This window comes from Paractinoplanes rishiriensis, assembly GCF_016862375.1.
Classification (GTDB): Bacteria; Actinomycetota; Actinomycetes; order Mycobacteriales; family Micromonosporaceae; genus Actinoplanes; species Actinoplanes rishiriensis.
Window position 1 is genome coordinate 271,961 of the sequence record NZ_BOMV01000059.1, and the last position, 26,294, is coordinate 298,254.

Here is a 26,294-nt window from a genome sequence, read left to right on the forward strand (position 1 = left end):
CAAACGCACTAATTACGCCCGAAAAGGCGACAAAGCCGCCGCATTCGGATCCGTGTCGCACCCGCTCAGCCACTCGTTACGGAGGTGGTCGAGAGGCACCGGCGAACACGGAAGGGCGCGGCTTTGAACATGGTGGGGGGCGTACACCGCATCGGGGTACCGACGTGACGGTGCTCGACACGGCGATCGACCCGCGCACGCCCGCCTATCTGGAGAGCCGCGGGGCCGCCCTGGAGCGACTCGCCCTGCTGGAGACCGCGCTCGAGCAGGCTCGCGCGGGCGGCGGCGAGAAAGCCGTGACCCGGCACCACGCCCGAGGCAAACTGTTGCCCCGGGAACGCGTCGAGATGCTGCTCGACCAGGACAGCCCGTTCCTCGAACTGTCACCGGTGGCGGCCTGGGGCACCGAGTTCCCGGTCGGGGCGGGCGTGGTCACCGGGGTGGGCGCGGTCGAGGGCGTGGAATGCGTGATCATCGCGACCGACCCCACGGTGGACCGCAACGCTGCCGACCCGTACCCCCTCGAAAAAATCCGCCGGGCCGCCCGGATCGCCGCGACCAACCGCCTGCCGCTGGTGAACCTCGTCGAGTCGGGCGGCGACAGCCCGGCCGGCGGACCGCCACCGGGTGGCGGCCTGGCCCGGGACCTCAACCGGCTGGCCACCGACCGGGTACCCAGCGTCTGCGTCGTGTTCGGCGCCACCAGCGGCGACATCGCCTACCTGCCGGCCATGTCGGACTACACGATCACGGTGCGCGGCTACTCGAAAAGCCCGCAGCCGGTGCTGAACGGCCGGTCCAGCACCGCGGCCGCGAGCGGCACCGCCCACCACCCGGCCGAGGACGAGCGGGACGGCCTGCGCCTGGCCCGGCAGTGCGTGCGCCGGCTCAACTGGCGCAAGCGCGGCCCGCTGCCGCGCACCTGGCCGCCGGCACCGCCCAAGTACGACCCGGAGGACCTGCTCGCCGTGACCGGCGAGGACAACCCGGCCGACCCGCGCGAACTGCTCGCCCGGCTGCTGGACGGTAGCGACTTCGACGAGTTCAAGCCGGCCCTGGGCACCGCGCTGGTGGCCGGCTGGGGCGAACTGCACGGCTACCCGGTCGGCGTGCTGGCCGGCACCGGCGCGCTGCACACCTCGGCCGAGTCGCAGAAGGCCGTGCACCTGATCCAACTCGCCAACGCCACCGACACCTCGCTGCTGTTCCTGTCGGCCGCTTTCGGCCCGGCCGAGGTCGAGGCGCTGGCCCACTCCACCGTGCCGCATCTGGCCGTCAACAGCGGCCGGCCCGGCGACCCCCGCTTCGTGTTCAGCTGGCCGGCCGCCAAGCCGGTCGGCGGTGACGACGACGGTGTCATCGACCCCCGCGACACCCGTACCGTCCTCGGACTTTGCCTTTCCGCCGTGCACAGCGCGGTCGTCGAGGGCGCCGGGCACGTCGGCGTGTTCCGACCCGGAAAGGCAGACCAGTGATCCGACGGCTTTTGGTGGCAGACCGTGGGGAGATCGCCCGCCGGGTGTTCGCCACCTGCCGCCTGGTCGGCATCGAGACCGTCGCCGTCTACTCCGCCGCCGACTCGGACGCACCGCACGTCGGCGAGGCCGACTACGCGGTCCGGCTGGACGGCGAGACGACCGGCTCGGCGTACCTGCGCGGTGATCTGATCATCACCGCCGCGCAGCGGACCGGCGCCAACGCGATCCACCCGGGCAACGGCCTGCTGGCCGAGGACCCCGACTTCGCGGCCGCGGTGGCCGACGCCGGGATGATCTGGGTCGGCGCGCCGGCCAAGACGCTGGGCATGCTGCGCAGCAAGAGCGAGACCAAGGCGCTGGTGGCCGAGGCCCGGGTGCCGGTGCTGCCGACGTTCACCGATCCGGCCAAGGTGTCCTCGTACCCGGTGCTGATCAAGCCGGACGCCGGCACCGGCGGCGCCGGGCTGCGGGTGGTCCGCGACGCGGCCACCCTGGCCGAGGCGGTGGCCGCCACCAGGCGGGAGGCCGGCTGCCCGGTCTACTGCGAGCCGTACGTCGAGGACGTCCGGCACATCGAGATCCCGATCCTGGCCGACGAGCACGGCGCCGTGGTGCCGTTCGGCGAGCGTGAGTGCTCGGTGCAGCGCCGCTACCAGAAGATCATCGAGGAGACGCCGTCTTCGGCGGTCGACCCGGGGCTGCGCGAGGAACTGTGCCGCGCGGCGATCATCACGGTCCGGGCGCTCGGCTACGTCGGCGCCGGCGCGGTCGAGTTCCTGCTCGACTCGGACGGCGACTTCTGGTTCTTGGAGCTCACCCCGACCCTGCAGGCCGACCACACGGTCACCGAGTGCGTCTCCGGTTACGACCTGGTCCGGCTCCAGCTGCTGGTGGCCGAGGGCGGCAGCCTCCCGATGCCCGGCCCGCCGCCGATCCGCGGGCACGCCATCGAGGTGCGGATCTGCGCCGAGGATCCGGCGTACGCGTGGCTGCCCGCCACCGGGACGCTGCACCGGTTCGCGGTGCCGGACGTGGCCGGCACGTTCCGCCCGCTGCCCCAGCCCGGCCTGCGGCTGGACGCCGGGGTGGAGGACGGCTCGCAGGTCGGCGTGCACCGCGACCCGACCCTGGCGAAGCTGATCGCCTGGGCACCGACCCGCCAGGAGGCGACCCGGATGCTCGCCTCGGCGCTGACCCGGACCCAGTTGCACGGCGTGGCCACCAACCGGGACCTGCTGGTGCGGGTGCTGCGGCACCACTCGTTCCGCACCGGCGACGTGGACACCGACTTCCTGGACAAGCGGCCCGAGGTCTTCGCCCCGCTGCTGTCCGCAGTGGACGCGGTGCGCATCTCCTGCCTGGCCGCGGCGCTGGCCGGGGCGGCCGCCCGGCGGACCGGCGCGACCGTACTGGGCTCGCTGCCGTCGGGCTGGCGCAACGTGCCGTCCGGCTCGCAGACCGCGGTGTACGACGGCCCGGCCGGCCCGGTCGAGGTCGGCTACCGGATGAACCGGCACGGCGAGCTGGCCGGCTGGTGGGTAAGGGCCGTGGACCCCGAGGAGATCGACCTGGCCGGCCTGGTGGGCCAGCCCCCGGTGGTGGACGACCACCCGGAGACCGTGGTGGTGACGGCCAGCGACGAGCGGGTGGTGCTGGACGTCAACGGCATCCGGCTGACCTTCAACGTGCACCGGGTCGGCGAGGTGTCGTACGTGGACAGTCCGGAGGGCTCGGTGGCGCTGCGCGAGCTGTCCCGTTTCCCGCTGCCCGCGCCGGAGGCCGCCGAGGGCTCACTGATCGCCCCGCTGCCCGGCGCGGTCCGCCGGGTGCTGGTGGTGCCCGGTCAGCGGGTGCGGGCCGGGGAACTGCTGCTCACCCTCGAGGCGATGAAGCTGGAGCACCCGGTGCACGCGCCCAGCGCCGGCGTGGTCGCCTCGCTGCCGGTGCACCCGGGCGCCGAGGTGGCCACCGGGGAACTGCTAGCGGTCCTGGATCCCGAGTAGACCGAACAGCCACTTCTTGCGGGCCGGCTTGTGCGCGTTGCGCACGGTCGGCGTGTCGTCGCCGGCGGAGTAGCGCGGCGGCGGCACCGACCGCGACTGGTTCGGGTCCAGGTCGAGTTTGGTCAGCAGGTCGCGCAACTGCTCGGCGGTGGGCCGGGAGCGCGGGTCGTTGGCCATGCCGTAGCGCAGCACCTCGATCAGCGCGTGCGGCACCCCGGGCAGGTCGGGGATGGGCTGGTGGAACAGGTCCATCAGGGTGATCAGGCTGGGGCTGCGGTCGGTCTCCCAGCGCGGCGGGCGGCCGTGCATGACCGCGTACAGGGTGGCGCAGAGGGCATAGACGTCGACCGCGCCGGACGGGTCGTCGTGCCGGAACATCTCGGGCGGCGCGTAGGCCGGGGTGAGCACCTCGAGGGTCACCGACGAGTCGCGCATCTCGCCCAGCACGGCCAGCCCGAAGTCGGCCAGCACCGCCGGGTTGAAGTGCGAGTAGAGGACGTTGGCCGGTTTCACGTCGCGGTGCAGCACCCCGTTGGCGTGCGAGTGCACCAGCGCGTCGGCGATCTTGATGCCCACGTCGCGGGCCTCGGTCGCGGCGAGCGGCGAGATCCGCATCCGGTCCAGGTACGAGCCGTCGCACAATTCCATGATCAGGTACGGGTGCTGGTCGACGGTCACGCCGACGTCGAACAGGTCGACCACGTGCGGGTGCGACGACATCCGGCCGGCCGCCCGCGCCTCGCGCAGGAAGCGGGCCTGGTCACGGTTGCTCTCCAGGCGCCGGTTTTCCATCTTGATGGCGACCTCGCGGCCGACCGAGTCCTGGGTGGCGCGATAGACGGTGGCATAACCCCCTCGGGCCATAACCGACAAACTAGACATGCCTGGTACGTAGGGTACGGGCAGCCGGCCAGGCGGGGTCTCCGTCATGGAACAGAAAATACGCCAACGACCGCGGTGATCATCAGGGCACGTCAGACGCGTAGGCGACAGTTTCCGGCGGCGAGGACTCCAGCACGGCCGACGTGAGGGTGTCGCGCAGCTCCTCGGCCGCGGCCCGCTCGCTGACCTGCTCGGTGCTGTACGCCAGCAGCACCGCCTCCTCGGCGGCCCGGCCCGCGTCCTCGCACCGGTCGGCGGCGGCCAGCACCCGGGCCGCCACCATGGCCGCCACCACGCCGCTGCGCACGTCCTCGGCCGGCACCTCGCGGGCCCGCTCGATCCAGGTCAGCGCGGACTCCACCCGGCCGTCGGCGAGCAGGGCCGACGCGTACGAGGCCAGCGCGTGCCGCCGGGAGAACAGCAGCGACGCACCAGGGTCGGCGGCGATCGGCGCCAGCAACCCGATGCCGGTGGCCGCGTCGCCGGCCCGGGTGCGCGCCTCGGCCAGCAGCACCCGCGGACCCACCTGGGCCGGTGCCAGCGGATTGTGCGGCTCGACCGCGGCGATCACCCGGCGGGCGTCGGCCTCGGCCTGGGCCAGGTCACCCCGGTACAGCGCCACGAAGCCGCGCAGCGTACCGGCCATCCCGAGCAGCAGCGGATGACCGGTGCGACCGGCGTACTCCAGTGCGTCGGTGAGCAGGTCGTACGCGTGGTCGAACTCGCCCAGCCCGCGGGCGGTCGCGCCACGCACCACCAGCGCCAGGCCGCGGCCCCAGTCGTCGCCCACCACGTTGAAGTCCCGGTACGCCCGGCGCGCCTCACCGTCGGCCTCGCCGAGTTCGCCCAGCTCGGAGGCCGCGTACGCCTCCACCGCCCGGAGCGTGCCGACGGCCCAGGCCTCACCCACCCGGTCGCCGAACGGCAGGAAGATCCGGGCCAGCCGCCGCGACTCCTGCAACCGGCCGGCCAGCAACCGGGCGAACGCCGTGGTGCCGCGCAGCCAGGACCGCCCGACCGGGTCGCCCAGCTCGGCGAACAGTCGCGCCGCCCGGCCGAGCACCGCGTCGGTCCCGGCGAAGTCGCCGCGGGTGGTGGTCACCCACGCCAGGTTCTGCAGCGCCCAGGCCTGCCCGTGCCGATCGCCGGCCGCCAGGGTCACCTGGTAGGCCGCCGCGAACCGGCTGCTCGCCTGGCTCAGCCGGCCGGCCAGGAAGTCGGCCATCCCGAGCCGGCGCATCGCGTTGGCCCGCTCCGGCAGCAGCTCGGCCTCGGTGGCCACGTCGAGCGCCTCCTGCCAGGCCGTCACGGCCTGGGCGCTGTCGCCCAGCGCCTCGTGCGCGCGGCCCACCACCAGCAGCGCCTCGGCCCGGCAGACCGGATCCTCGGCGGCGTTCTCGGCGATCTTTTCGCCGTACGCGAGCGCCTCCTCGGCCCGGCCCAGGCGCAGCAGCGCGCGGGCGTGCACCAGCTGGTCGGGCAGCGGCAGTTCCTCCTTGCCCAGCGCGGCGGCGCGCTCGGCGTACTCGATCGAGGCGGCCGGTTCGATGTTGGCCAGGGCCCGGCGGGCCATCCGGCCGAGCGCCGCCACGCCCAGCGGGGCGACGTCGCGTACCGCCGCCTCGGGCCGCAGCCGCACCTGGTCGGCCAGCTCGACCGTGCACTCGGCGTGGATGGCCACGAACGCGTCGCGCTCGTTCTCGGCCAGGCTGAGCCGGCTCGCGCCGTCGTAGCCGAGCCGGTTGATCGTCTCGGGGGCGGCCCAGGTGGCCAGGTAGGCGTGCCGGTCGGCGAGGTCGGCCTTGCCGATCCCGGAGTATGCGGCCTCGCGCATCAGCGGCGTGGTGAACGCGTAACCGCCGCGCACCCGGTGCAGCATCCGGCGCTGGAGCAGCTCGTCGACCGACCGTTCCAGCTCGACCGCGGCCACCGCGCCGGGCCGCGCGTCGCTGGTCGCCCGCCGCTCGCGCAGCGCCTCGATCACCCCGGTCGGCACGGTGTCACCCACCACGGCCGCGTCGCGCAGCACCGCGCGCGGCTCGGCGGGCAACGCGTCGATGCGCGCCGCCAGCACCGCGGCCAGGTCGCGGGAGAGCAACTGGCGGCCCAGCGACCCGTCGGCGAGCTGCCACTTGCCGGCCGCGTTGGCGCCGACCGCCGGTGTGAGTGCGCCACGTTCCATCAGCAGGGTGACCATCTCGGCCAGATAGAACGGGTTGCCCTGTGCGGTGGCCAGCAGCCGGTCGGTGTCCGGCTGGGTCAGCTTGCCGCCGCTCAAATAGGAGGTGAGCAGCCGGGCCGCGTCCGCACCGCGCAACGGCGGCAGCGTGTGCACCTCGGCGTCGGCCAGCCGGGTCAGCGCGCCGGCCGTACGCACCAGCTCGGGCCGGCCCAGCAGCAGCACCACGACCGGCCCCTCGAGGAGCGAGAGCGTGCGACCCAGCGCGTCCACGGTGGACGCGGTGGCGTCGTGCAGGTCGTCCACGATCACCACCAGCGGCGCCTCGGCCGCCAGCGCGCTGAGCAGGTCGGCCACCGCCGCCGAGACGGCCTCGGCGTCGAGCCGCTTGGCGGCGGGCTGCCAATCGGCGGCCGCGGCCGGACCGACCGGGTTGGCCGGCGCCTCGCCGTAGCCGAGCAGGGCCAGCAGGCGGTCGAGGTCGAGACTGGCGCCCAGCCGGACGGCCAGCTTGCGCAGCCGCTCCTCGACCACCGTGCGGCCGACCGTGGCGACCACGTCCTTGGGCAGGCCGACCGACTTGCGCACCAGGTCGGCCAGCGGCGCGAACCGGCGGCGCTCGCCGAACGCGCGGCAGCGCACCCGCAGCACCCGGGCGCCGGTGTGTGCCGCGTACCGGCCACCGCCGCTGACGTCGTAGCCGGCGGCGAGCCGCTTGACCTCGCCGGCGAACCGGGACTTGCCGATCCCGGCCTCGGCGGTCATCACCATCACCCGCGGCGTGTCCGAGTCGATCGCCTCGGCAAGCCGGCCGGCCACCCGGCCCAGTTCGGTCTCGCGGCCCACGAACGGTGCCTCGTCGCCGAGACCCGACCGGGTGCCGGGGGCGTCGTGCAGGCCGAGCAGTTCGAACGCCGGCACCGGCTCGCGCTTGCCCTTGAGCCGCAACGGCCGCAACTGCCGCCAGGAGGCGACGTGCCGGGTGCCGGCGCTGGTGCGCGAGCCCGCGTAGACGGCGCCGACCGCGGCCGCGTCGGCCAGCCGGGCGGCGGTGTTCACGGTGTCGCCGATGACCGTGTATTCGATCGATGCCTGGATGCCGGCCACCACCTCGCCGGTGTTCAGCCCGACCCGCAGGCCCAGCGGTGCGCCGCCGCCACGTTCGTCGTCGAGCACCCGGCGGACCGCGCGCTGCATGCTCAGCGCGGCGCGGACCGCCCGCTCGGCGTCGTCCTCATGGGCCACCGGGGCGCCGAAGACCGCCATGATGCCGTCGCCGGTCAGCTTGTCGACGTGCCCGCCGAACGTCTTGACCGCGCCGGCCAGCGCGGCCAGCACCCGGTCGGTGACGGCGCCGACGCGTTCCGGGTCGAGGTCCTCCGACCAGGAGGTGAAGTCGGAGAGGTCGCCGAAGAGCACGGTTACGATGCGCCGCTCGGCCGCCGGCAGGGTGGCCGCGGCCGGCAGGGCGGCGCCGCAGTTGTGGCAGAAACGGGCGCCGGGTACGGCGACGGTTCCACACACGGGACAGGTCACAGCCGATCCAACCCGTCGGCCCTTGTTCCTGATTCCCGATTTCTGTGACGGAGATAATCCAGTTGGGCTGTCGCGGAGAAGACAGCCGCGAAGCGTACGGCCCGATCGATGTCGGGGTAGACGAGATCGACCACCTGCTCGGGGGTCTCGGCACCGGCCGCCATGGCCGCCTCGACCTGAGCCAGGCGCTGGCGCCGATGGTCGAGATATTCGCGCGCGATCGCGGCGACGTCGTCCCGCGCCGGGCCGTGGCCGGGCAGCATCACCACCTCCGGGTACGCCGCGAGCAGTTCCAGGCTGGCCAGGTAAGACCCGAGGTCGCCGTCGGGCGCGGCCACCACCGTGGTGCCGCGGCCGAGGATCGTGTCGCCGGTGAACATCGCCCGGGTGTTCCCATGCTCGATCAGAAAACACACCGAATCGGCGGTGTGCCCGGGGGTGTCCAGCACCTCGATGCGCAGGTCGTCGTCCGAGCTGTGCCGGTCGAGCGGCGCGCCGTGCCGGGCGTCGGCGGCGAGCACCGGTGTGTCACCGCCGAGCAGTTCGGCCAGCCGGTCGGCACCCTCGACGTGATCGTGGTGACCGTGCGTGATCAGAATCGAACGGAACGGGCCGGACGCGGCGATCCGGGCCAGATGCTCCTCGTCGAGCGGGCCCGGATCGATCACCACGCCGAGCCGCTCGCCCGGCGCGCGTATCACCCAGGTATTGGTGCCGTCCAGCGTCATCGGCCCCGGATTGGGCGCACGCAGCAGCGACACCCAGGCCGGCAGGCCGTCGTCCGCAGCACCCCCCATGCGCGAAATCGTACGTCGCGCATGGGGGTGGAGCCGAGGACCGGATGTGCGATCTCAGCCCCCACTCAGCTCATGCCACCTCGGCGATGACCTCGACTTCGACCGGGGCGCCCAGCGGCAGTTCGGCCACGCCCACCGCGCTGCGCGCGTGCCGGCCCTGCTCGCCGAGCACCTCGCCGAGCAGGTTGGAGGCGCCGTTGAGCACCGCCGGCTGCCCGGTGAACCCCGGCGCCGAGGCCACAAAGCCGGTCAGCTTCACGATCTTGACGAGCCGGCCGAGGCCGACCAGCGACTCGATGGCGGCCAGCGCGTTCAGCGCGCAGGTCCGGGCCAGCTCGGCGGCCTGCTCCTCGGTCACCTCGGCGCCGACCTTGCCGGTCACCGGCAGCTTGCCCTCGACCAGCGGGAGCTGGCCGGACACGTACACGTAGTTGCCGGTCTGCACCGCCGGGACGTAGGCGGCCAGCGGCGGCGCCACCTGCGGCAGGGTGAGGCCGAGCTGAGCGAGTTTCGCGTACGCGTCCACGCCGCCCTCGCCCGCGATCGGCGTGGTCATGACTTTTGCCGCTTCATGTACGCGACCAGCTGCTCCGGGTTAGGTCCCGGCACCACCTGGACGAGCTCCCAGCCGTCCTCGCCCCAGTTGTCGAGGATCTGCTTGGTCGCGTGGACCAGCAGTGGCACGGTCACGTACTCCCACTTCTGCATGGCCTGCTCTACTCCCTAATAGTCGGGTACCGGGCCAGCTTAGGGCCCGCGGAGATGCCCGTTTGGTTACGCTGAAACCCACCAGAGGAGATCACGGAGGGCGACATGACGCACGCGCAGGGCGGCCAGCCGGGGCACCCGGAGCCTTCCCCGCTGCCGTCGCCCGATCCGGAGCCCCCGCAGCCGATCCCGCCGGCCGATCCGATCCCCGCGCCGGAGCCCCCGCACGAGTGGCCGCCGCGGTCGTCGGCCGAGTTCATCGATGCCGGGCCCGACCCGTACGCCCTCGAATTTCCCCCGCCCGGAGCCTTCGCCGACGAGTCACCCACGGCGAACATGCCGGCGGTGACCGAGGTGCCCGAGCGCACCCAGGTCATCCCGCCGGCCGGGCCCCAGCCCTGGTATGCGCAGCACGAGGCCCCCGGCCAGTGGCAGACCCAGCCGCCCGAGCACCTGGCCTATCAGCACACCGCCGCACCGCCGGGCGAGGCTCCCCCGGGCGGTGATCCGATCTGGCAGGGCGCGGGCCAGCCGGTGCAGGTGCCGCCGGCCCCGGCCGCCGTCCCCGGCAAGCGCAACGCGCTGTGGGTCTCGCTCGCGCTGGTGGCCACCCTGCTGCTGTGCAGCGGCGGCGCCGTTTCGGCATACCTCCTGCTCCGGGACGCCGACAACCCCGGCTCACCCGATCCGGCCACCGCGGTCAACCGCTTCCTCGACGCCGTCTACACCCAGCAGGACGCGACCGCCGCCGACGAACTCGTCTGCCGCGAGGCACGCGACGAGACCAAACTGGCCGACCGGGTCCGCGAGATCAAGACGTACTCGGATGGTTATCAGGAGCCCGTCTATCGCTGGGCCGAGCCCGCGGTGGCCAGCTCAGGGGAGGATCGCGCGCTGGTGTCGGTGCAGCTCACGCTGTCGACGGCCGATGAAAAGACGGCGCAGCAGGAGCTCGAGTTCACGGTGATCCGCAAGACCGGGTGGCTGGTCTGTGAGGTGGCCGGCTGACTTGCCGCCGTACCGTGTGAGTCATGGGCGAGCAGTTCAACACCCGGTGGCCGGCACGGCTGCACGTGGTGACCGGCAAGGGCGGCACCGGCAAGACCACGGTGGCCGCGGCGCTGGCACTGGGCCTGGCCGCGGGCGGCCGGCGCACGCTGCTGGTCGAGGTCGAGAGCCGGCAGGGCATCGCCCAGCTCTTCGAGGTCGAGCCGCTGCCCTACCAGGAGCTGCGGATCGCCCGGGTGGAGGGCGGCGGCGAGGTGCGGGCGCTGGCCGTGGACCCCGAGGAGGCCCTGCTCGAATACCTCGACATGTTCTATCACCTGGGCGCGGCCGGGCGGGCGCTGCGCAAGGTGGGCGCCATCGACTTCGCCACCACGATCGCCCCGGGCCTGCGTGACGTATTACTCACCGGCAAGGTCAAGGAGGCCACCACCCGCGCGCACGAGGGCCGCCGGGCGTACGACGCGGTGGTGCTGGACGCGCCGCCCACCGGCCGGATCGGCCGCTTCCTCAACGTCACGGCCGAGACCGCCAAACTGGCCAAGGTCGGCCCCATCAAAAAGCAGAGCGACAGTGTCGCGTCGCTGCTGCGCTCCCCGATCACCACGGTGCACGTGGTCACGCTGCTCGAGGAGATGCCCGTACAGGAGACCCTGGACGCCCTCGGCGAGCTCGCGTCGCTCAACATCTCGCTCGGCCGGATCATCGTGAACAGCGCCCGGCCGGCCCTGCTGACCGGCGGCAAGGTGACCAAGGCCGAGCTCAAGCGCGGTCTGACCGAGGCCGGGCTGCCGGCCGACGCGGCCACGGTCAACGGGCTGGCCGCCGAGGCGAAGGCCTACCTGACCCGCCGCGAGCTGGAGGAGTCGCTGCGTGGCGAACTGGCCGAGTCCGGCCGGCCGGTGGTGGAACTGCCGCTGCTGCCGGGCGGCATCGACCGCGCCGCCCTGTACGAGCTCGCGGCCGCCCTCATGCGGGCCTGAGTCGATCACCGACGCATTACCCTGGAGTAGTGGTGGCTGAACTGTCCGCTGAACAACTGGACGTCGACGCTCTGCTCGCCGACCCGACCACCCGGATCATCGTGTGCTGCGGTGCCGGTGGGGTGGGCAAGACGACGACGGCGGCCGCGCTCGGCGTGCGGTCCGCCGAGGTGCACGGGCGCCGCACGGTGGTGCTGACCATCGACCCGGCGCGCCGGCTCGCGCAGTCGATGGGACTCAGCGAGCTGGACAACACCCCGCGGCAGGTCAAGGGCATCGACGGCGGGAACGGCGGCGAACTGCACGCCATGATGCTCGACATGAAGCGCACGTTCGACGAGGTGGTGCAGCAGCACACCACGCCGCAGCGGGCCGCCGAGATCTTCGCGAACCCCTTCTACCAGGCCATGAGCTCGACCTTCGCCGGCACCCAGGAGTACATGGCGATGGAGAAGCTGGGCCAGTTGCGGGCCGGCGACGAGTGGGACCTGATCGTGGTGGACACCCCGCCGTCCCGCTCCGCGCTCGACTTCCTGGACGCGCCGGCCCGGCTGTCCCGCTTCCTGGACGGCCGGATGCTGCGCCTGCTGCTCGCGCCCGCGCGGTCCGGCCGCAGCATGTTCAGCCTGGTCACAGCGTCGTTCGGGCTGTTCTCCCGGACCGTGCAAAAGGTTCTTGGCGCCCAGCTGCTGACCGATCTGTCCGGCTTCGTGGCGGCGCTCGACTCGATGTTCGGCGGCTTCCGGCACCGGGCCGACGAGACGTACCGCATCCTGCAAGACCCGCAGACCGCGTTTCTGCTGGTCGCGGCGCCGGAGCGGGATGCCGTACGGGAAGCGGCCTACTTCGCGGAGCGGCTGGTGGCCGAGCGGATGCCGCTGGCTGGACTGGTGCTCAACCGGATGCACCGGTCGGCAGTGGCCGAACTCACCTCGGAGCAGAGCGAGGCCGCCGCGGCCGCCCTGGCGGCGGCCGGCGACCAGGAGATGACCGCGGACGCGCTGCGGGTGCATGCCGGACTGATGCGCCAGACGGAGAGAGAGGTACGCGTGGCCGCCGCGTTCACCGATCAGTTCCCCGCGGTGCCGGCCGTGGCAGTCGCGGCGCAGCCCGCCGACGTACACGACGTCGACGGGCTGCGGACGATCGGCGCATTGCTCGCCGGTTAACCAGCGGATCAGCGGGTCGGGACGAGCACCTTGTCGGCGCTCTTCTCGCGCATCGCGGCCTCGAACATCTTTCGCCAGCTGGCCACCTGCGGGTGCCGGCGCAGCAGCGCCCGCCGCTCGCGCTCGGTCATGCCGCCCCAGACGCCGAATTCGATCCGGTTGTCCAGGGCATCGGCGAGGCATTCGTAGCGAACCGGGCAGCTGCGGCAAATCCTCTTCGCCACGTTCTGCTCGGCGCCCTGCACGAACAGCGCGTCAGGGTCGCCACTCTGACACGCCGCCATGCTGGGCCAGTCGCTGATCATCCCCATCTGTACACGTCCCCCCTTGCGTTCACCCCCTGACGCCGGCCTGCTCATGTCCCCCAGGCAGCGCAGACGTCGTGCGACAGCTCGCCGGACCATCATGCTCTGTAGTCGGGTGATTACGCAACGTTGTCCCTCAAATACGTATAGCCCGGTAGTACCGGGCAAAGGCCACGAAGCGCTTCCGTAGAAGTTCTTTAAGTGGGCACCAAGACGCCCCGAAGCGGGGCACAATCATTCTGGGCGAACCGTGAGCTTCTCGACGGGCGGTCGCGTGTGCCCTTCGCGTACCCTGCTCAGGTGACCTCCTGGATGCGCCGACGCGATCACAACATCTTCGCCAACGCGACCTCGTTGCTGATCTGCGGATTACTCGCCGGCGTCGTCGTGGCGGCCGCGGTTTTTCCCGCCGCCGCGATGTCCGGTCTGGCCGCCAAGGCCGGCGGCCAGACGTTCGCGAGCCTGCCCAGTGAGATCAAAGACTTCAGCTCGCCGCAGATCACGCGCATCTACGCCTCCGACAACAAGACCCAGATCTCGCAGTTCTACGACGAGTTCCGCAGCGACGTACCGCTCAAGGACATCTCGAAGCACATGCGGGACGCCATCGTGGCCGCCGAAGACCGGGAGTTCTTCCACCACAACGGCGTCGATCTGAAGGGCGTCGCGCGCGCCTTCGTGAACAACAACAACGGCAAGCAGAAGCAGGGCGCCTCGACCATCACGATGCAGTGGGTCCGGATGTCGCTGGCCTACTCGGCGACCAACCCCCAGGACGTGGTCGACGCCACCAAGGACACCCCGAAACGCAAGATCACCGAGATGAAGTACGCGCTCCAGGTGGAGAAGGACCTGGGCAAGGAGGCCATCCTCGAGCGCTACCTGAACATCGCGCCCTTCGGCAACCAGGCGTACGGCGTCTTCGCGGCCAGCCAGGTCTACTTCAACAAAAAGCCCAAGGACCTGACCGTCGCCCAGTCCGCGATGCTGGCGAGCATCGTCAAGGCGCCGTCCAGCTTCAACCCGACCAGCACCGAGGGTCACGAGCAGCTGCTCCAGCGCCGCAACAACTACGTGATCCCCGGCATGCTCGAGATGGGCGCCATCACCAAGGAGCAGGCCGAGGCCGCCAAGAAGGAAGGCATGCCGACCAAGGTCAAGCCGGTCGGCAACGGCTGCGTCTCGGTGGCCAAGAACAGCTGGGGCTTCTTCTGTGACTATTTCTACCGCTGGTGGATGAGCCAGGAGCAGTTCGGAGAGACCTCGTACGACCGGGAGCGTCGCCTCAAGAGCGGCGGCTACCGGATCACCACCACCCTGGACATCAAGGGACAGCAGGCGGCCCGGGACCGGATCTCGGACAAGATCGGCGAGAAGAACCAGGACGCGCTGCTGCTGGCCGGCGTCGAACCGGCGACCGGCAAGGTGCGGCTGCTGTCGGCCAACCGGAAGTACAAGCTGGACGACCCGACCAACCCGAAGAACGAGATGTCGCCCGACCCGCGCAAGGCCCGGCAGGGCATCCGCGGCTCGTTCCCGAACACCACGAACCCGCTGCTGACCGGCGGCGGCGACATCACGGGTTATCAGGCCGGCTCGGTCATGAAGATGTTCACGATGGTGGCCGCGCTGGAAAAGGGCTACCCGCTGGGCTACACGATCAAGGCGGAGAAGCGCTACAAGTCGGGCTACATCATCGACTCGGGCAACGACTCGGCCTGCCCCGGCACGCACTTCTGGTGCCCGAGCAACTCCGGCGGCGGCGGGTCCGGCGTCTACAACATGTGGACGGCCTTCGGTAAGTCGATCAACACGTACTTCGTTCCGCTGGAGGAGAGGGTCGGCGCCGAGAACGTGGTGGCCGTCGCCAAGCGGTTCGGCATCCAGTTCCGCGCACCGGAGGACGCCGAGCTGGCCACTCCGGAGCGGGCACCGCAGTGGGGCGCGTTCACCCTGGGCGTCTCCAACACGACCCCGCTGGACATGGCGAACGCGTACGCGACCCTGGCCGGCGACGGCATGTACTGCGAGCCCACCCCGATCGAGCAGATCATCACCCAGAACGGCGACAAGCTCGACATCGGCAAGCCGCACTGCATCCGCGCCACCAGTAAGGACGTGGCCCGCGCCACGCTCGACGCGACCCGCTGCCCGGTCGGCGACTCGGCCCAGCTGGGCCAGTGCCGGGGCGGCACGGCGCCGCAGACCCGCTCCACGGTCAAGCACCCGGTGTTCGGCAAGACCGGCACCACCGACGCCGACAAGACCGCGTCCCTGGTCGCCGGCACCACCTCGCTGGTCGTAGCCGGCTACCTGGTCAACCCCGACTACCAGAACCACCCCGACCGGATGTCGCACAGCGTGGTAAACCCCGCGGTTTACAACACCCTGGCCGACTACATGGAGGGCAAGCCGAAGGTCCAGTTCAAGAAGCCGGACAACGAAAAGATCGCGGTCGGCGACCAGCGCTCGATCCCCGACGTGGTCTGCGACTCGGTCGACAGCGCCCGCGACCGCCTAGAGGACGCCGGCTTCTCGGTCTCGATCGGCTCCCCGATCAACTCGAACTGCCCCGCCGGCACGGTGGCCGGCACCGACCCGAGCGGCCGCACCATCAAGGGCGGCGTGGTGGTCCTCCAGCCGAGCACCGGCAACGACGGCCAGCAGCCGCCCAACGGCCCCGTCCCCGGCCCCGGCCAGCCGAGCGCGGAACCACCGAGACCAAGGCGCTAAGCCCCAGCTCGGCCGCCACACCTGATCACCGTTCACCGATCGGGCTTGTTCACTGACGCTGAACAGGCCCGATTCGTGAACATCCCCCGTCCGCAAATCGAAAGCCAACCGGTCCGCAAATCGAAAGCCTCCACCCCCGCAGATCGAACATCCTGCCGTACGATCGGGTGATGGCGGCTTCCGAAATCCGTCCGCGACGAGCCGCCGCGCAGGTACGGGCCGCGCTCGCGGACACCCGTGTCGTGCTGATCAACGGCGCTCGGCAGGCGGGCAAGAGCACCCTTGTCAAACTCGTGGCCGGCGACCGGGCGGTCGAGCGTCGCGATCTGGACCGCCCGCAAGATCGAGCCGCCGCGGTCGCCGATCCGGTGGGTTTCGTCGACCAGCCCGGGCTGCTGGTCATCGACGAGATCCAGCGCGTACCCGAGCTTCTGCTGGCCATCAAGGTCGCCGTGGACGACGACCCGCGGGCCGGCCGTTTCCTGCTCACCGGCTCATCCCGCCTCTTCGGCATGCTCGCCGCGCCCGACGCATTGCCCGGCCGCATGGAAACCGTCGAGCTGTGGCCGTTCTCCCAGGGCGAGCTCGACGGCGGGCCCGACGGTTTGTCGACGCCATCTTCGACGCAGGTCCGAGCCTGACGCACCACTCCGCAGTCACCCGGGCCGACTACGCAGCACGCGTCGTCCGCGGTGGCTTGCCGGAAGCAGTCGGGCGCACCGACCCGCAGCGACGAGCGCGTTTTCTCGACGCCTACGTGCAGTCGCTGATCGACCGGGACGTGCGGCAACTCTCCGAGATCCAGCGCAAGGGCGAGCTTCGCCGCCTGGTCCGGCTGCTCGCCGCCCGCAACGGCACACTTATCGCGGCCGGTTCGCTCGAGTCCGAGCTCGGCCTGAGCCGTCCCACGATCGCCCGATACCTCCAGGCCCTCGAGGAGATCTTCCTGGTCAAACGTATCCCCGGGTGGTCACGCAACCTCGGAACGCGCGCCACCGCCACCCCGAAACTGTTCTTCGTCGACTCCGGCATCGCGGCCCAGGAGGTCGGCACGGATGCACGGTCGCTTCTCCGCCCCGCCGGGCAGTTCGGCCCGCTGCTGGAGTCGTTCGTCCTGTCCGAACTGGCTCGGCAGCTGACCTGGTCACGGCACCAGGCCGAGTTGTCGCACTACCGCGACCGGGACCGGTACGAGGTGGATGCGATCCTGGAAAGCCGTCAGGGCCAGATCGTCGCCATCGAGGTGAAGGCCGCGTCCACCGTCGGCACCGATGACTTCCGTGCCCTGCGCCGACTGGCTGACCGCCTCGACGACGACTTCATCGCCGGCATCGTGCTCTACACCGGCACCACCACGTTGCCGTTCGGTCCAAAACTGCGCGCGATGCCGGTGAGCTCGCTGTGGGAGGTCGCTAGCGTGCGAAGATCGCCCTGAGCCGTGCCTCCTGGTCGTCGTTGGACAGGTCGCCCGGGTCGATCGCCTTGCGGATCAGCGCCTTCTCGGCCGGCGTCGAGTTTTTGTAGAGCACCTCGATCGCGTCGATGTCGCCGTCGGCCACCCAGTCCTCGAAGGCCAGCTCTGCCATGCGTACCTTTTCCTGGGGTGTGAGAAGTTTGATCACCTCGGGGCGCTGGGTGAACGTGTACTCGCGGACGTCGTCATCGTCGTCGACGCTGAGTGCGCCCTTGAGGAAGTCGGTGTCGGTGATCGTCTTGGGGTCGTCCGGGTCGATGACGAACGGGAACGAGCGCTCCTTGCCGGCGAACTCGGGGATGGTCAGCAGGGGCGGGACCGCGGACTCGTTCTGGTTGGCCGGGATCATGTCGCCCGGGCTCTTCGCCTTCGGATCGTTCACCAGGTCGCCGTAGAAGTGCAGGATGGCCGACTTGCTGGGCCCGCTGAGCGCGTCGAAGTCGACCGGGTCGCAGCGGTCCAGCATGTCCTTGATCGTGGCGAACAGGTCGGCGGACTGCGGCGAGCCGGCCAGGCGGCTCCCGGTGTAGGCGCCGATCGCGTTCGAGGTGGCGTCCTCGGCCCCGAACCGCGACTCCGACTCGGCCTCCAACTCGTGCTCGCGGCCCTGCCGGGTGGCCGACCGGTTGCCGTTGGTGCCGGGCGACGCGCCCGAGACGAAGTGCGAGATGTAGAGCAACTGGAAGAAGTGCCGCATGTCGAGCAGTCCGGCGCGCCGGGTCAGCAGGTAGCGCGGCAGCAGCATGGACTTGATCGTCGGCTGGTTCGAGCCCAGCTTCGCCGAGATCTTGCGCCCCGCCGAGCTTCCGCCGCAGTTCTCCACGAACGTGTCCATGCTGACCGTGGTCCCGTACGAGACCGAGGCCGTGATGATCGACTGAATGGTGGCCAGCATGGCCGCGTAGGTGCCGGCCATCTTTGGCGTCTCGTCGTACTTGGCACCCTGGTGCGCGCCGTGCGGCAGGTGGAAGCGCTTGAGCGTCGACCCGCCCTGCACCACGTGCGTCAACTCGTGGCCGAGCAGGTGGTCACCGGCGGACGTGCCCGGTGCGTACCGTCCGGCGCCGAACACGATGTCCGAGCCGACCGTGTAGGCAGCCGCACCGACCTGTTCCGCCGACCGGGCTGCCGCTCCGCCCGTGTGTACCCGTACCCCCGAAAGATCTTTGCCGAACCGCTGCTGCATGGCCGCCATCGTCGCGCCCTCAAGCGCACGACCGGCACCGCTCAGCGTCTCGACCACCGCCCGCGGCAGCATCCCGCCGCCGTGATCGGTCTGCCGGACCTCGCCGCCCCGCTCGGCTTCCCGCTCCAGCGCGTCGCCGGGCTGCGTCATCGCGCGCTGCAGCATCTGATTGGACAGTGGCACGGCCATCCCGCCAACCGCGGCCTCTTTCGCCTGCGGCAGGTCGTGGGCAAGCTCGTCCGCCCGCTTCCTCATCCGCCTATCATCCGCGCCCGGCGCAACCCCCTATGCTCACGCGATGACGGGACAACCTCTAGGCCGGATCTTCAACGAGGTCCCCGAACTCTACGACCGGGTCCGGCCCGGCTACCCCGACGCACTCTTCGACGACCTGGCCACCAGCACCGGCCTCGACGAGCAGTCCACCGTGCTGGAGGTCGGCTGCGGCACCGGCCAGGCCACCCGCTCACTGGCCACCCTGGGCTGCGCCATCACCGCCCTGGAACCGGGCCCCGACATGGCCGACCTGGCCCGCGCGCGCCTGGCCACCTTCCCCAAGGTCAAGATCAAAACCACAAAATTCGAGCAATGGTACGCGACCAGGCAGCGCTTCGATCTGGTAGTTGCTGCCTCGTCATGGCACTGGGTAGACCCGTCCACCGGCTGGCAGCATGCCCACGACCTGCTCCGCCCCGGCGGCTCGCTGGCACTGCTCGGCTACACCGTGGTCCGCCGCCCCGACCTGCCCGAGGTATATGCGGAAACAGCTGACCTCCACGAACACTTCGTCCCCGGCAACCCCGACTGGGGCCACCCGCCACTCGAGCACGACGCCCGCACCGAGGCCGGAGAGTGGAGCCCGCTGTTCGAGCCGCCGGCCGTGCACTGGTATCCGACCGTCCAGTGGTTCGACGGCCAGGGCTACGCCGACCTGATGCGCTCCACTTCCATGTACCGCAAGCTGCCTCCCGACGTCCGCGAGCCCTTGCTGGACGCGGTAGCCGACCGCATCCGCACCCGTCTGGACGACCGCGCGTCCCGCTGCTACCTGACGTTCCTCCGGGTGGCCCGGCGCACGGCGTAGGTGTTCCTAGGTCGTTCGGCTAATTGTTCGGGATTCCGGTGGATCTGAGCCTTCAGATCGTTGCCTTGCGGGAGCGGGAGCCGACTAAGCACGGCTGAACCCCCTTCCCCCGGGTTCACCCCCCAGGCAGAACCCCCCTTTCCCCCGGGTTCGCCCCCCACCATAGGAGTCCCCCATGTTCGTTACCGGAGCAAACACCGCCGCCGCGTCGCAGATCGCCCGTTTCCACGCACAGGCGCTGGCCGCGGTCGAAAAGTCCTCCGCCCGCATCGCCGCCGACCGCCGTTTCACCTCGTTCGCCGAAGACCCAGCCGCCGCCACCCGCGAGATCTCGCTGCGTGCCCAGCAGGGCGCCGCCGGCCTGCACCTGCGGGCCACCCAGGACGCAAAGGCAGCCGCAGACGCGGCCTCGAGCGGCCTCCAGCAGGCATCCGACCTCCTGCTCGAGCTGCGCAACGCGGTCCTGGGCATGGACGAGAACGACGCAAGCTCGGTGAGCGCGGTGCAGAGCACGGTGGACCAGCTGACCGCCCAACTGACCCGAATCGCACAGACCACCACGTCGGTGGGCGGCGACGCCCTCCTCGACGGCTCGATCGCCACGACGGGCTTGTCCTTCACGGTGGCAGGCAGCGGCACCGCCTCCGACGCGGTGGAGCTGACGGCCATCTCGGTGGCCGCAGCCGACCTGGGCGACGGCTCCCTCGACCTGGCCAGCATCGACTTCGCCGGCGGCACCACCCGGGCAGCCACCCTGACCGCCATCGACGCGGCCCGAGACGCCGTCGTCGGAAGCCTGGCCAGCACCGGAGGCGTCTCCTCCGCAATGGGCTACCACGCCACCGCCATGGCGTCCCACTCCACCGCCGTGACCTCGACGCTGGAAAACCTGGTCGGTGTCGACGTCGCCGAGGAGACCCTCGCCATGACCCGCAACAGCATCCGAGCGGAGTCGGCCGCGGCAATGCTGGCCCAGGTGAACGCCCTGCACATCTCGATGGTGCGGCAGCTGCTCATGTACCGCTGACCCAACCGGTGCCGACATCGATGCCGCCTGGAGTGAATCGATGCCGGCGCCGCTCCCTCATTCGATCGCCGGTCATTTGTTGATGGTCGCTACCGGAGGAACGGTGTTCCGTCCGGGCGAGAGGGTCGGCGCCGGGCCACGCGGTTGCGGAGCAAGCACGCCTCCGGCGGCGCACAGACCGGCCAGGAAGCCGAGCAGAAGGCAGACCAGAACAAGCCTGAAGATCGTCGAGACGTCCGACCACAACTTCATCGTCCGCCTCCCGTCTCGGCGGCAGGCCGTTTCGCAAAGTCGGCGGAGGTGTCCGATCTGGAGATCATGGTATTTTTGCGCATGGTGACCTTCCTTCATGGCTAGCAGCCGGGGAGGTAACTAGCTGGGTCGATGTAGCCGCATCGGCCCAGCTTTGTCGTTGCGCGCATCGACCGGTGGACGCGCTCGTTCTTTGGGTCAGCGCCTTCTGTGTGTACAGGGCATGCCGGGAGTGGCCACTCGACGGCGAGCCACCGTCTCGCTACGCAACGTAGGAACCAGTCCACCACCCCGGACGTTAATTGCCAAGAGGCACTTGCCAAGCTACAGTTGCCAACGGAAATTGCCATATGGCTCGTTGCCAGATGGCATGAATCTCCGAAGACGGAGGTGTACCGTGCCCAGCGACCCTGGCCCGACGGTCCGCCGCCGGCAGCTTGGAGCCGTGCTTCGTCGCTATCGCGAAGACGCCGGCATGACCGTCTCCGACGTGGCGGGCCATCTCCTTTGCTCGGCCACCAAGATCAGCCGGATCGAAACCGCTCAGCGGAATCCGACTCTCCGGGACGTTCGCGACCTATGTGATCTTTATCGGATTTCGGATGCCGTGGTGCGACAGCAGCTGATGACCATGGCACAGGAGAGTCGGCAGCGGGCGTGGTGGCAGGCGGCCGGCCTGGAGCCTGCTTTGGAGACGTTGATCGGACTGGAGGGTTCGGCCACCACAATCAGGGAATTCGAGACCTCCGCCTTCCCCGGCCTCATCCAAACCCGCCCATACGCCGACGCGATGCTGGCGAACTGGCACCCAGCCGGCTCCCCACAGCGAGAGCGTGCCGTCGAGCTACGCATGCGGCGACAAGAGATCCTGACCGGAGACCAGTCACCCAGGCTGGAAATCATTCTCGACGAAGCGGCCCTGCGCCGGCTCGTCGGCGGTCCGGACGTTATGCGCGAGCAACTCAGGCACGCGATCGAGCTGTCGGAGCGCGCGGCCATCACCCTCCGCGTAGTCCCCTTTTCCGCAGGCGCCCACCAGGGAATGAACAGCGGATTCATCTTGCTCGATTTTTCGAATCCGGTTGAGTCGCCCATATTAGAATTTCTTCCGCCCGTGGTATACGTCGAAGGGCTCGCGGGCGAGCTCTACCTGGATCAAATCGGGGATGTTGAGCGGTACGCCAGAGCCTTCGAAAACCTGACGGCTCAAGCCCTACCGACGTCCGAAACCGTGAAACTGATCCGAAAAATCGTACATGAGCTGTAGCGTTACCGGACGGAGCCCTGCGCCAACTTTAAATGGAGATCAAGTGCTTCCTCCGCGATCCGCCGACCTCGACTGGCAAACCTCCCGGTCCTGCAGCCAAGGGGCCTGTGTCCAGGTCGCCGCAGTCGGCGACGGCACCATCGCTGTTCGCGACTCAAAGGATCCCGCCGGACCCATCCTTCGCTACTCCGCCACGGAGTGGCGAGAGTTTCTCACCGGCGCAAAGGACGGCGACTTCGACAACGTGAAATAACTCCCGCGAGGGGCCCGGCATCATCGGCCGGGCCTTCGCAGTTCCCCCGCTCCCAGCGCCAGGCCGTCAACGGATCCATCCCACCGACAGCATCTCTGGGGAAGCCACCCGACTGCGCCCTTCCGCAAGCCGTCACCCCTACCCGCTTGCAGCGACGCTCACCCAACTGCCTTCCGATCTGCCGCCGCGCCACCCGGATAACAGCAGCGATCCAGAGATCCGCGCCACCCGGGCACCCTCAAATTGCCCCTCTAGGGCCATACCAGGGCGTCGGTGTGAGATCGACCTTCGCTATTCTCGGGAGCTGTCGCCACCCGGTTGTGGCTTTCGACGCGGCATCCCGCCTTGAAGCAACGGCCGCACCACTCGGGAACGAGTTCCAATAGTCCCGAACAGCGGCCACCGGACCCATCATCCAGTTTCGATCATCGGCTCAATCAGCCTATCCACCCGATATCGGCCGCCCCAACCTCGACCTTGTGGCGTTCCTGTCCAACGCCGACACGAACTCCACAGGCCCGCCAACCGGATCGACAACCCGTCGCAGCACCGAGATCGAGCCCAACAGCACACGACTCACGCCACCAATACAAGCTGCGGACGACTCTGACTAACAGGCCGAAAGCGATACCTGAAGCGTCGAAGTCACCGATCCCGAGCCGAACCGCAGCTGCCATACACGACAAAACGAATCGCGAACGCGAGCCGGTGCGCGCGGGTCCGTAACGCGAACGGTGTTTCTGGCATTCGGTTAGTAGAGCTCGGCGGCCGGCCAGCGGTCACCGAACGTGATGGCGAAGGCGTTCAGTACGAGTTTCCAGCGCAGGGAGGCTGGATCATGCGGCTCCTTGGGCTCGCCGTAGTCAGCGACTCCTTGACCCCCATGCAACTCATGATCTTTGAATGAGCTTGGTCAACTTACTGACGACCTGCACACATCAGTCCTCAGTCGTCCGTGGGCGTCCTCTGTGATCACCGGCGATTGTCACTCAGTTAGTCACCCAGGTAACCAAGGCGGATCCGTAAGCGGCAGACGCCTCAACCCAGGCCACGATGTACTGCGTTGGAGCCTCTTCGATGCCGCCTCCCGCGTTGCAGCTTCTGCGTCTCGCTCGATTTCGGCCCCGCTGAACTTAGACCGAACGCATCTAAATCCAATTCGAGGCGTGTTGTCCTAGTCCGCTACGGCGACGTTGAGCGGTCAGGATTTAGGTGTTCCGCTACAACGCCGTTCTCGAAGTCCTCAACCGTAGCGGCTACCTTCGATTTGACATCGTTCGCAATATCCTGGCTTAGCGGATTTGTATCGATATGCATCGTGAAGGCAAGGGTATTGACTGCCGCGAGCGCCCTCGCCTCCCATTCTTCATCCGTTCCGTCTATCCGCGAAACCACCGCCAGAGCGCGGGCAGCCAGGGCCCCAATTTCGAATCCGCTAAGAACTGTCAACTCTTGGCGAATGCCTCCTAGATCTTTTTGGAGCTCTAGGAGGTGGTCTCTAAGATCTTCTGCGCCTTCAAGCGCCTCGTTAAGATCTACTAGAACCCTGGACTCCTCAGGCGTTCCCTCGACCTCTTCGGATCGCGATCTCAGCCTCTCGATGCGCCGGATCCTTCTCATCCCGCCGAGCAGCTCGTCAGCTCCGCGTAAAAATTTGGCGTAAGACAGCCGCTTCTCGGCTAGTAAGGCCTGAGCAGGTGCCATGCGTGCGAGTTCGAGTTGCGTCAGCCTGCCGTATCTAGCGGCGATTACCGTACCGGCGATGCCCGCGACACCGGCAGCGAGCGTGGTAACCGGGGCGACCCACTCCCATGCCATCACGCCATCCTCACCGATGTGGACGCGACACGGCTAGGGCTTGAGCTGGGCGACTCATATCGGGCGGACAGGCCGGGCCCAATCCATCGTGTGTTCCTAGCGTGCCCGCTACCCATCCGGGCCGTCGCGTGAGGTCCGCACTGCCATGACGGTCCTCGCCCATGATCGCTGACCTCCGATGGGCTCACCAGCGATGATGTAGAGCAACTCACCGTCGGTCCACGGCATGCTCCCGCTACGACCGACCGATCTGGCACGGGATCTGGCACGCGGGGTGACAGCCCCAGGTTGTTAGACGGACTGCCATGATCGGACGGCAGGTCCTTACTTACTTACTTACTACCAGCTGGCCGGAGTTTGCCGGGTCCAGCTCGACCAGCTCCTGCATCCCAGCTAGATCTCGCTGCGGACGGTTTGGCCTAGCGCAGCGATGCGCAGTCCGCTCCAATGAGACGTGGCCAAGTTCGGCAACCGAGTGACGGCGGCGCGCGCCGCCTGGCGCGCTTACGGTCCCAAGCGGCTATCGGCCGTTCGCACTGCGTGGCGCGGCAGCACTCCAACAGCACCGCCGGCTCCCGTACCGTCGGCTCCCGTACCGCCGGCTCCCGTACCGCCGGCTCCCGCACCGCCGGCTCCCGCACCGACTTCGGAAGGGCCCGGCTGGCGGGAGAACGTCACCGCGATCGCCGCAATTCTTTCGCCGCTCGTGACTGGCTTCACGGTCTTGGTAGCCGTAATCGCCCTACTGTCGACCAATCAGGCCAACCAAGGTCAGCAGCGCCTAGCTGAGCAGGGGCAGATTACCGACCGTTTTACGAAGGCCATCGATCAGCTCGGCCAGGAGGGCAACAGTAAGGTGGCAATCCGCTTGGGCGGCATCTACGCGTTGGAACGTATCATGCGGGATTCTGTAGACGACGAACGCAACATCGTTGAGATCCTCTGCGCTTTCGTTCGTGAGCACGCTCGCCTCACCGTTCAGCCCACTCCTACTTCGTCACCAATGCCCTCAGAGGGTGTGCCAGCAACAGACGTGCAAGCCGCTCTGACTGTGCTTGGACGGCGGCCCAATTTCGATAAGCCCGGCTTCGGCACCGATCCGCAGTACGGCATCGTAGACCTGAGTCGAACAGAGCTTAGCGGCGCTAATCTGAGCTACCACCCGCGTTACGGTTCATACGTAATCGAAACGTTCCCCAGTGGCGCGAAGCTGAACGGCACTACTCCCAGTGGCGCGAACCTGACTGGCGCGAACCTGACCGGCGCGAACCTGAGCAATGCGAACCTAATCGGCGTGAACCTGAGCGACGCGAATCTGACCGACGCGAACCTGAACCATGCGAATCTGATGCTTGCGAACCTAAACGGCGCGAACCTGAGCGACGCGAACCTGAACAATGCGGACCTGCTGCTTGCAGACCTGAACCGCGCGAGCCTGGACCGCGCGAGCCTGAACAGCGCGAGCCTGCCCAGCGCGAACCTGGCCAGCGCACGCCTGTTCGAGGCGGACCTGGCCGATGCAAACCTGAGCGACGCGAACCTAACCGGCGCTGACCTCGGGTCAGCCTACGGACTGGAGACGGCGAACTTGCGGTGCGCAGTCGCTGACGAGGAGACCAGACTTCCGCAAGGCGTGAGCGTTCCCTTTGATCGCGCCTGGTGCTAACCGGTCTCAGCGCCAAGCTTCCGGCTCCGAGTTGCCACTGCGCGACAGATTCATCGTCGCCCGCATGACAGCTCGGCCGCAGTGCGGCCTGGGCTCAGATGCCCGCTCGCGGGGGTCGGCCGCGGTAAACCGGCCGGGGTCACTCAGGCCACCCCTGAGCGTCCCTTGACCCCAGGCCACTTGCATGCAAGCCATCCCGTCACCCTCGACCCGCCCACCGTGGGAGCGGGCATCCGCCAGCGGGGTCTGCTCGGCTTGCCCCGGGGCGAGGGTGACGGTGCGCGCGCCATCCCGGAGCCGGAGCGCCCCCGCCGGAGGCGCAGTAGCCGTAGGCACCACATGCCAGGCATAAGCCCTGCGGCCTGGAGTGGCAGCTCGGCCGCGTCGCCCAGGCCAAGCCGGCCGGCTGCGGTGCGCAAGGGCATCCCGCTGCATCTCATTGCAGCGAGCCGCGTACGACAGTCCACACCAGAGATACGAAAGTCGCTG

The 26,294-nt window shown here is 69.3% G+C and carries 19 protein-coding genes and 1 pseudogene; 12 read left to right on the top strand and 8 right to left on the bottom strand.

Annotation, left to right across the window (positions count from 1 at the left end; translation table 11 throughout):
- Positions 1 to 164: 164 nt before the first annotated feature.
- Both Ari01nite_RS27630 and Ari01nite_RS27635 read left to right on the top strand, forming a co-directional pair.
- The gene (locus Ari01nite_RS27630) at positions 165 to 1,475 is read left to right on the top strand and encodes a carboxyl transferase domain-containing protein (RefSeq protein WP_203785081.1); all 1,311 of its coding nucleotides are present in this window, start codon (positions 165 to 167) and stop codon (positions 1,473 to 1,475) included.
- Positions 1,472 to 3,481, top strand: a complete 2,010-nt coding sequence (locus Ari01nite_RS27635) for an ATP-binding protein (protein ID WP_203785082.1) — start codon at positions 1,472 to 1,474, stop codon at positions 3,479 to 3,481. The genes Ari01nite_RS27630 and Ari01nite_RS27635 overlap by 4 nt, the downstream gene beginning before the upstream one ends.
- On the opposite strand, the gene Ari01nite_RS27640 is transcribed toward Ari01nite_RS27635, so the two are convergent.
- The 5 genes from Ari01nite_RS27640 to sp36 all read right to left on the bottom strand — a co-directional run bounded on the left by Ari01nite_RS27640 (position 3,458) and on the right by sp36 (position 9,583).
- On the bottom strand, positions 3,458 to 4,411 hold the full coding sequence (locus Ari01nite_RS27640; protein ID WP_203785083.1) for a serine/threonine-protein kinase: 954 nt from the start codon (positions 4,409 to 4,411) through the stop codon (positions 3,458 to 3,460). The two genes, Ari01nite_RS27635 and Ari01nite_RS27640, sit on opposite strands and share 24 nt — an antisense overlap.
- Before the next feature lie 34 nt (positions 4,412 to 4,445).
- On the bottom strand, positions 4,446 to 8,078 hold the full coding sequence (locus Ari01nite_RS27645) for an adenylate/guanylate cyclase domain-containing protein (protein WP_203785084.1): 3,633 nt from the start codon (positions 8,076 to 8,078) through the stop codon (positions 4,446 to 4,448).
- Positions 8,075 to 8,875: an MBL fold metallo-hydrolase gene (locus Ari01nite_RS27650; protein WP_239163071.1), complete on the bottom strand. Its 801-nt coding sequence runs from the start codon at positions 8,873 to 8,875 to the stop codon at positions 8,075 to 8,077. The genes Ari01nite_RS27645 and Ari01nite_RS27650 overlap by 4 nt, the downstream gene beginning before the upstream one ends.
- A gap of 70 nt (positions 8,876 to 8,945) precedes the next feature.
- The gene (locus Ari01nite_RS27655; RefSeq protein WP_203785085.1) at positions 8,946 to 9,431 is read right to left on the bottom strand and encodes a RidA family protein; all 486 of its coding nucleotides are present in this window, start codon (positions 9,429 to 9,431) and stop codon (positions 8,946 to 8,948) included.
- Positions 9,428 to 9,583, bottom strand: a complete 156-nt coding sequence (sp36, locus tag Ari01nite_RS27660) for a Sp36 family protein (RefSeq protein WP_203785086.1) — start codon at positions 9,581 to 9,583, stop codon at positions 9,428 to 9,430. The genes Ari01nite_RS27655 and sp36 overlap by 4 nt, the downstream gene beginning before the upstream one ends.
- 105 nt (positions 9,584 to 9,688) lie before the next feature.
- On the opposite strand from sp36, the gene Ari01nite_RS27665 reads away from it, so the two are divergent.
- Genes Ari01nite_RS27665 through bagB form a run of 3 tightly spaced genes read left to right on the top strand, consistent with a single transcriptional unit; the run spans position 9,689 to position 12,740 of the window.
- Complete coding sequence (locus Ari01nite_RS27665; protein WP_203785087.1) at positions 9,689 to 10,591, top strand: Rv0361 family membrane protein; 903 nt, start codon at positions 9,689 to 9,691, stop codon at positions 10,589 to 10,591.
- 23 nt (positions 10,592 to 10,614) lie between these two features.
- A complete protein-coding gene (bagA, locus tag Ari01nite_RS27670; RefSeq protein WP_203785088.1) occupies positions 10,615 to 11,571 on the top strand; it encodes an ATPase BagA in 957 nt (318 codons plus the stop codon).
- 29 nt (positions 11,572 to 11,600) lie between these two features.
- On the top strand, positions 11,601 to 12,740 hold the full coding sequence (bagB, locus tag Ari01nite_RS27675) for an ArsA family ATPase (RefSeq protein ID WP_203785089.1): 1,140 nt from the start codon (positions 11,601 to 11,603) through the stop codon (positions 12,738 to 12,740).
- A gap of 8 nt (positions 12,741 to 12,748) precedes the next feature.
- Here the strand turns inward: bagB and Ari01nite_RS27680 are convergent, their stop codons facing one another.
- Positions 12,749 to 13,051 carry a WhiB family transcriptional regulator gene (locus Ari01nite_RS27680; protein ID WP_203785090.1) on the bottom strand — a complete coding sequence of 101 codons (303 nt, stop codon included), beginning with the start codon at positions 13,049 to 13,051 and terminating at the stop codon, positions 12,749 to 12,751.
- A gap of 306 nt (positions 13,052 to 13,357) precedes the next feature.
- Between Ari01nite_RS27680 and Ari01nite_RS27685 the strand changes: the two genes are divergently transcribed.
- Together Ari01nite_RS27685 and Ari01nite_RS51310 are read left to right on the top strand one after the other, a co-directional pair.
- Complete coding sequence (locus tag Ari01nite_RS27685; protein WP_203785132.1) at positions 13,358 to 15,778, top strand: transglycosylase domain-containing protein; 2,421 nt, start codon at positions 13,358 to 13,360, stop codon at positions 15,776 to 15,778.
- 170 nt (positions 15,779 to 15,948) lie between these two features.
- Positions 15,949 to 17,213 (top strand): annotated as a pseudogene (locus Ari01nite_RS51310) (ATP-binding protein).
- Here Ari01nite_RS51310 and Ari01nite_RS27695 read toward each other — a convergent pair.
- Positions 17,191 to 18,693: an eCIS core domain-containing protein gene (locus tag Ari01nite_RS27695; RefSeq protein ID WP_203785091.1), complete on the bottom strand. Its 1,503-nt coding sequence runs from the start codon at positions 18,691 to 18,693 to the stop codon at positions 17,191 to 17,193. The pseudogene Ari01nite_RS51310 and the gene Ari01nite_RS27695 sit on opposite strands and share 23 nt — an antisense overlap.
- A gap of 43 nt (positions 18,694 to 18,736) precedes the next feature.
- On the opposite strand from Ari01nite_RS27695, the gene Ari01nite_RS27700 reads away from it, so the two are divergent.
- From Ari01nite_RS27700 to Ari01nite_RS27715, 4 genes are all read left to right on the top strand, one after another.
- Complete coding sequence (locus Ari01nite_RS27700; RefSeq protein WP_203785092.1) at positions 18,737 to 19,522, top strand: class I SAM-dependent methyltransferase; 786 nt, start codon at positions 18,737 to 18,739, stop codon at positions 19,520 to 19,522.
- Positions 19,523 to 19,697: 175 nt separating this feature from the next.
- The gene (locus Ari01nite_RS27705) at positions 19,698 to 20,549 is read left to right on the top strand and encodes a flagellin (RefSeq protein WP_203785093.1); all 852 of its coding nucleotides are present in this window, start codon (positions 19,698 to 19,700) and stop codon (positions 20,547 to 20,549) included.
- Positions 20,550 to 21,198: 649 nt separating this feature from the next.
- A complete protein-coding gene (locus Ari01nite_RS27710; protein WP_203785094.1) occupies positions 21,199 to 22,068 on the top strand; it encodes a helix-turn-helix domain-containing protein in 870 nt (289 codons plus the stop codon).
- Positions 22,058 to 22,321, top strand: coding sequence for a DUF397 domain-containing protein (locus tag Ari01nite_RS27715; RefSeq protein WP_203785095.1), 264 nt, complete (start codon positions 22,058 to 22,060; stop codon positions 22,319 to 22,321). Before Ari01nite_RS27710 ends, Ari01nite_RS27715 begins: the two co-directional genes overlap by 11 nt.
- A gap of 1,182 nt (positions 22,322 to 23,503) precedes the next feature.
- On the opposite strand, the gene Ari01nite_RS27720 is transcribed toward Ari01nite_RS27715, so the two are convergent.
- Positions 23,504 to 24,139, bottom strand: coding sequence for a hypothetical protein (locus tag Ari01nite_RS27720; protein ID WP_203785096.1), 636 nt, complete (start codon positions 24,137 to 24,139; stop codon positions 23,504 to 23,506).
- Positions 24,140 to 24,593: 454 nt separating this feature from the next.
- Here Ari01nite_RS27720 and Ari01nite_RS50110 point away from each other — a divergent pair, with 454 nt between their 5' ends.
- Positions 24,594 to 25,805, top strand: a complete 1,212-nt coding sequence (locus Ari01nite_RS50110; protein WP_239163074.1) for a pentapeptide repeat-containing protein — start codon at positions 24,594 to 24,596, stop codon at positions 25,803 to 25,805.
- The last annotated feature ends 489 nt before the right edge of the window (positions 25,806 to 26,294 follow it).

Excerpts from the sequence above, each read along its gene's own strand:
- Ari01nite_RS27640 (WP_203785083.1), bottom strand. The coding sequence starts at position 4,411 with ATGACGGAGACCCCGCCTGGCCGGCTGCCCGTACCCTACGTACCAGGC.
- Ari01nite_RS27650 (WP_239163071.1), bottom strand. The coding sequence starts at position 8,875 with ATGGGGGGTGCTGCGGACGACGGCCTGCCGGCCTGGGTGTCGCTGCTG.
- Ari01nite_RS27655 (WP_203785085.1), bottom strand. The coding sequence starts at position 9,431 with ATGACCACGCCGATCGCGGGCGAGGGCGGCGTGGACGCGTACGCGAAA.
- sp36 (WP_203785086.1), bottom strand. The coding sequence starts at position 9,583 with ATGCAGAAGTGGGAGTACGTGACCGTGCCACTGCTGGTCCACGCGACC.
- Ari01nite_RS27665 (WP_203785087.1), top strand. The coding sequence starts at position 9,689 with ATGACGCACGCGCAGGGCGGCCAGCCGGGGCACCCGGAGCCTTCCCCG.
- bagA (WP_203785088.1), top strand. The coding sequence starts at position 10,615 with ATGGGCGAGCAGTTCAACACCCGGTGGCCGGCACGGCTGCACGTGGTG.
- Ari01nite_RS27680 (WP_203785090.1), bottom strand. The coding sequence starts at position 13,051 with ATGGGGATGATCAGCGACTGGCCCAGCATGGCGGCGTGTCAGAGTGGC.
- Ari01nite_RS27685 (WP_203785132.1), top strand. The coding sequence starts at position 13,358 with ATGCGCCGACGCGATCACAACATCTTCGCCAACGCGACCTCGTTGCTG.
- Ari01nite_RS27695 (WP_203785091.1), bottom strand. The coding sequence starts at position 18,693 with ATGAGGAAGCGGGCGGACGAGCTTGCCCACGACCTGCCGCAGGCGAAA.
- Ari01nite_RS27700 (WP_203785092.1), top strand. The coding sequence starts at position 18,737 with ATGACGGGACAACCTCTAGGCCGGATCTTCAACGAGGTCCCCGAACTC.
- Ari01nite_RS27705 (WP_203785093.1), top strand. The coding sequence starts at position 19,698 with ATGTTCGTTACCGGAGCAAACACCGCCGCCGCGTCGCAGATCGCCCGT.
- Ari01nite_RS27715 (WP_203785095.1), top strand. The coding sequence starts at position 22,058 with ATGAGCTGTAGCGTTACCGGACGGAGCCCTGCGCCAACTTTAAATGGA.
- Ari01nite_RS27720 (WP_203785096.1), bottom strand. The coding sequence starts at position 24,139 with ATGGCATGGGAGTGGGTCGCCCCGGTTACCACGCTCGCTGCCGGTGTC.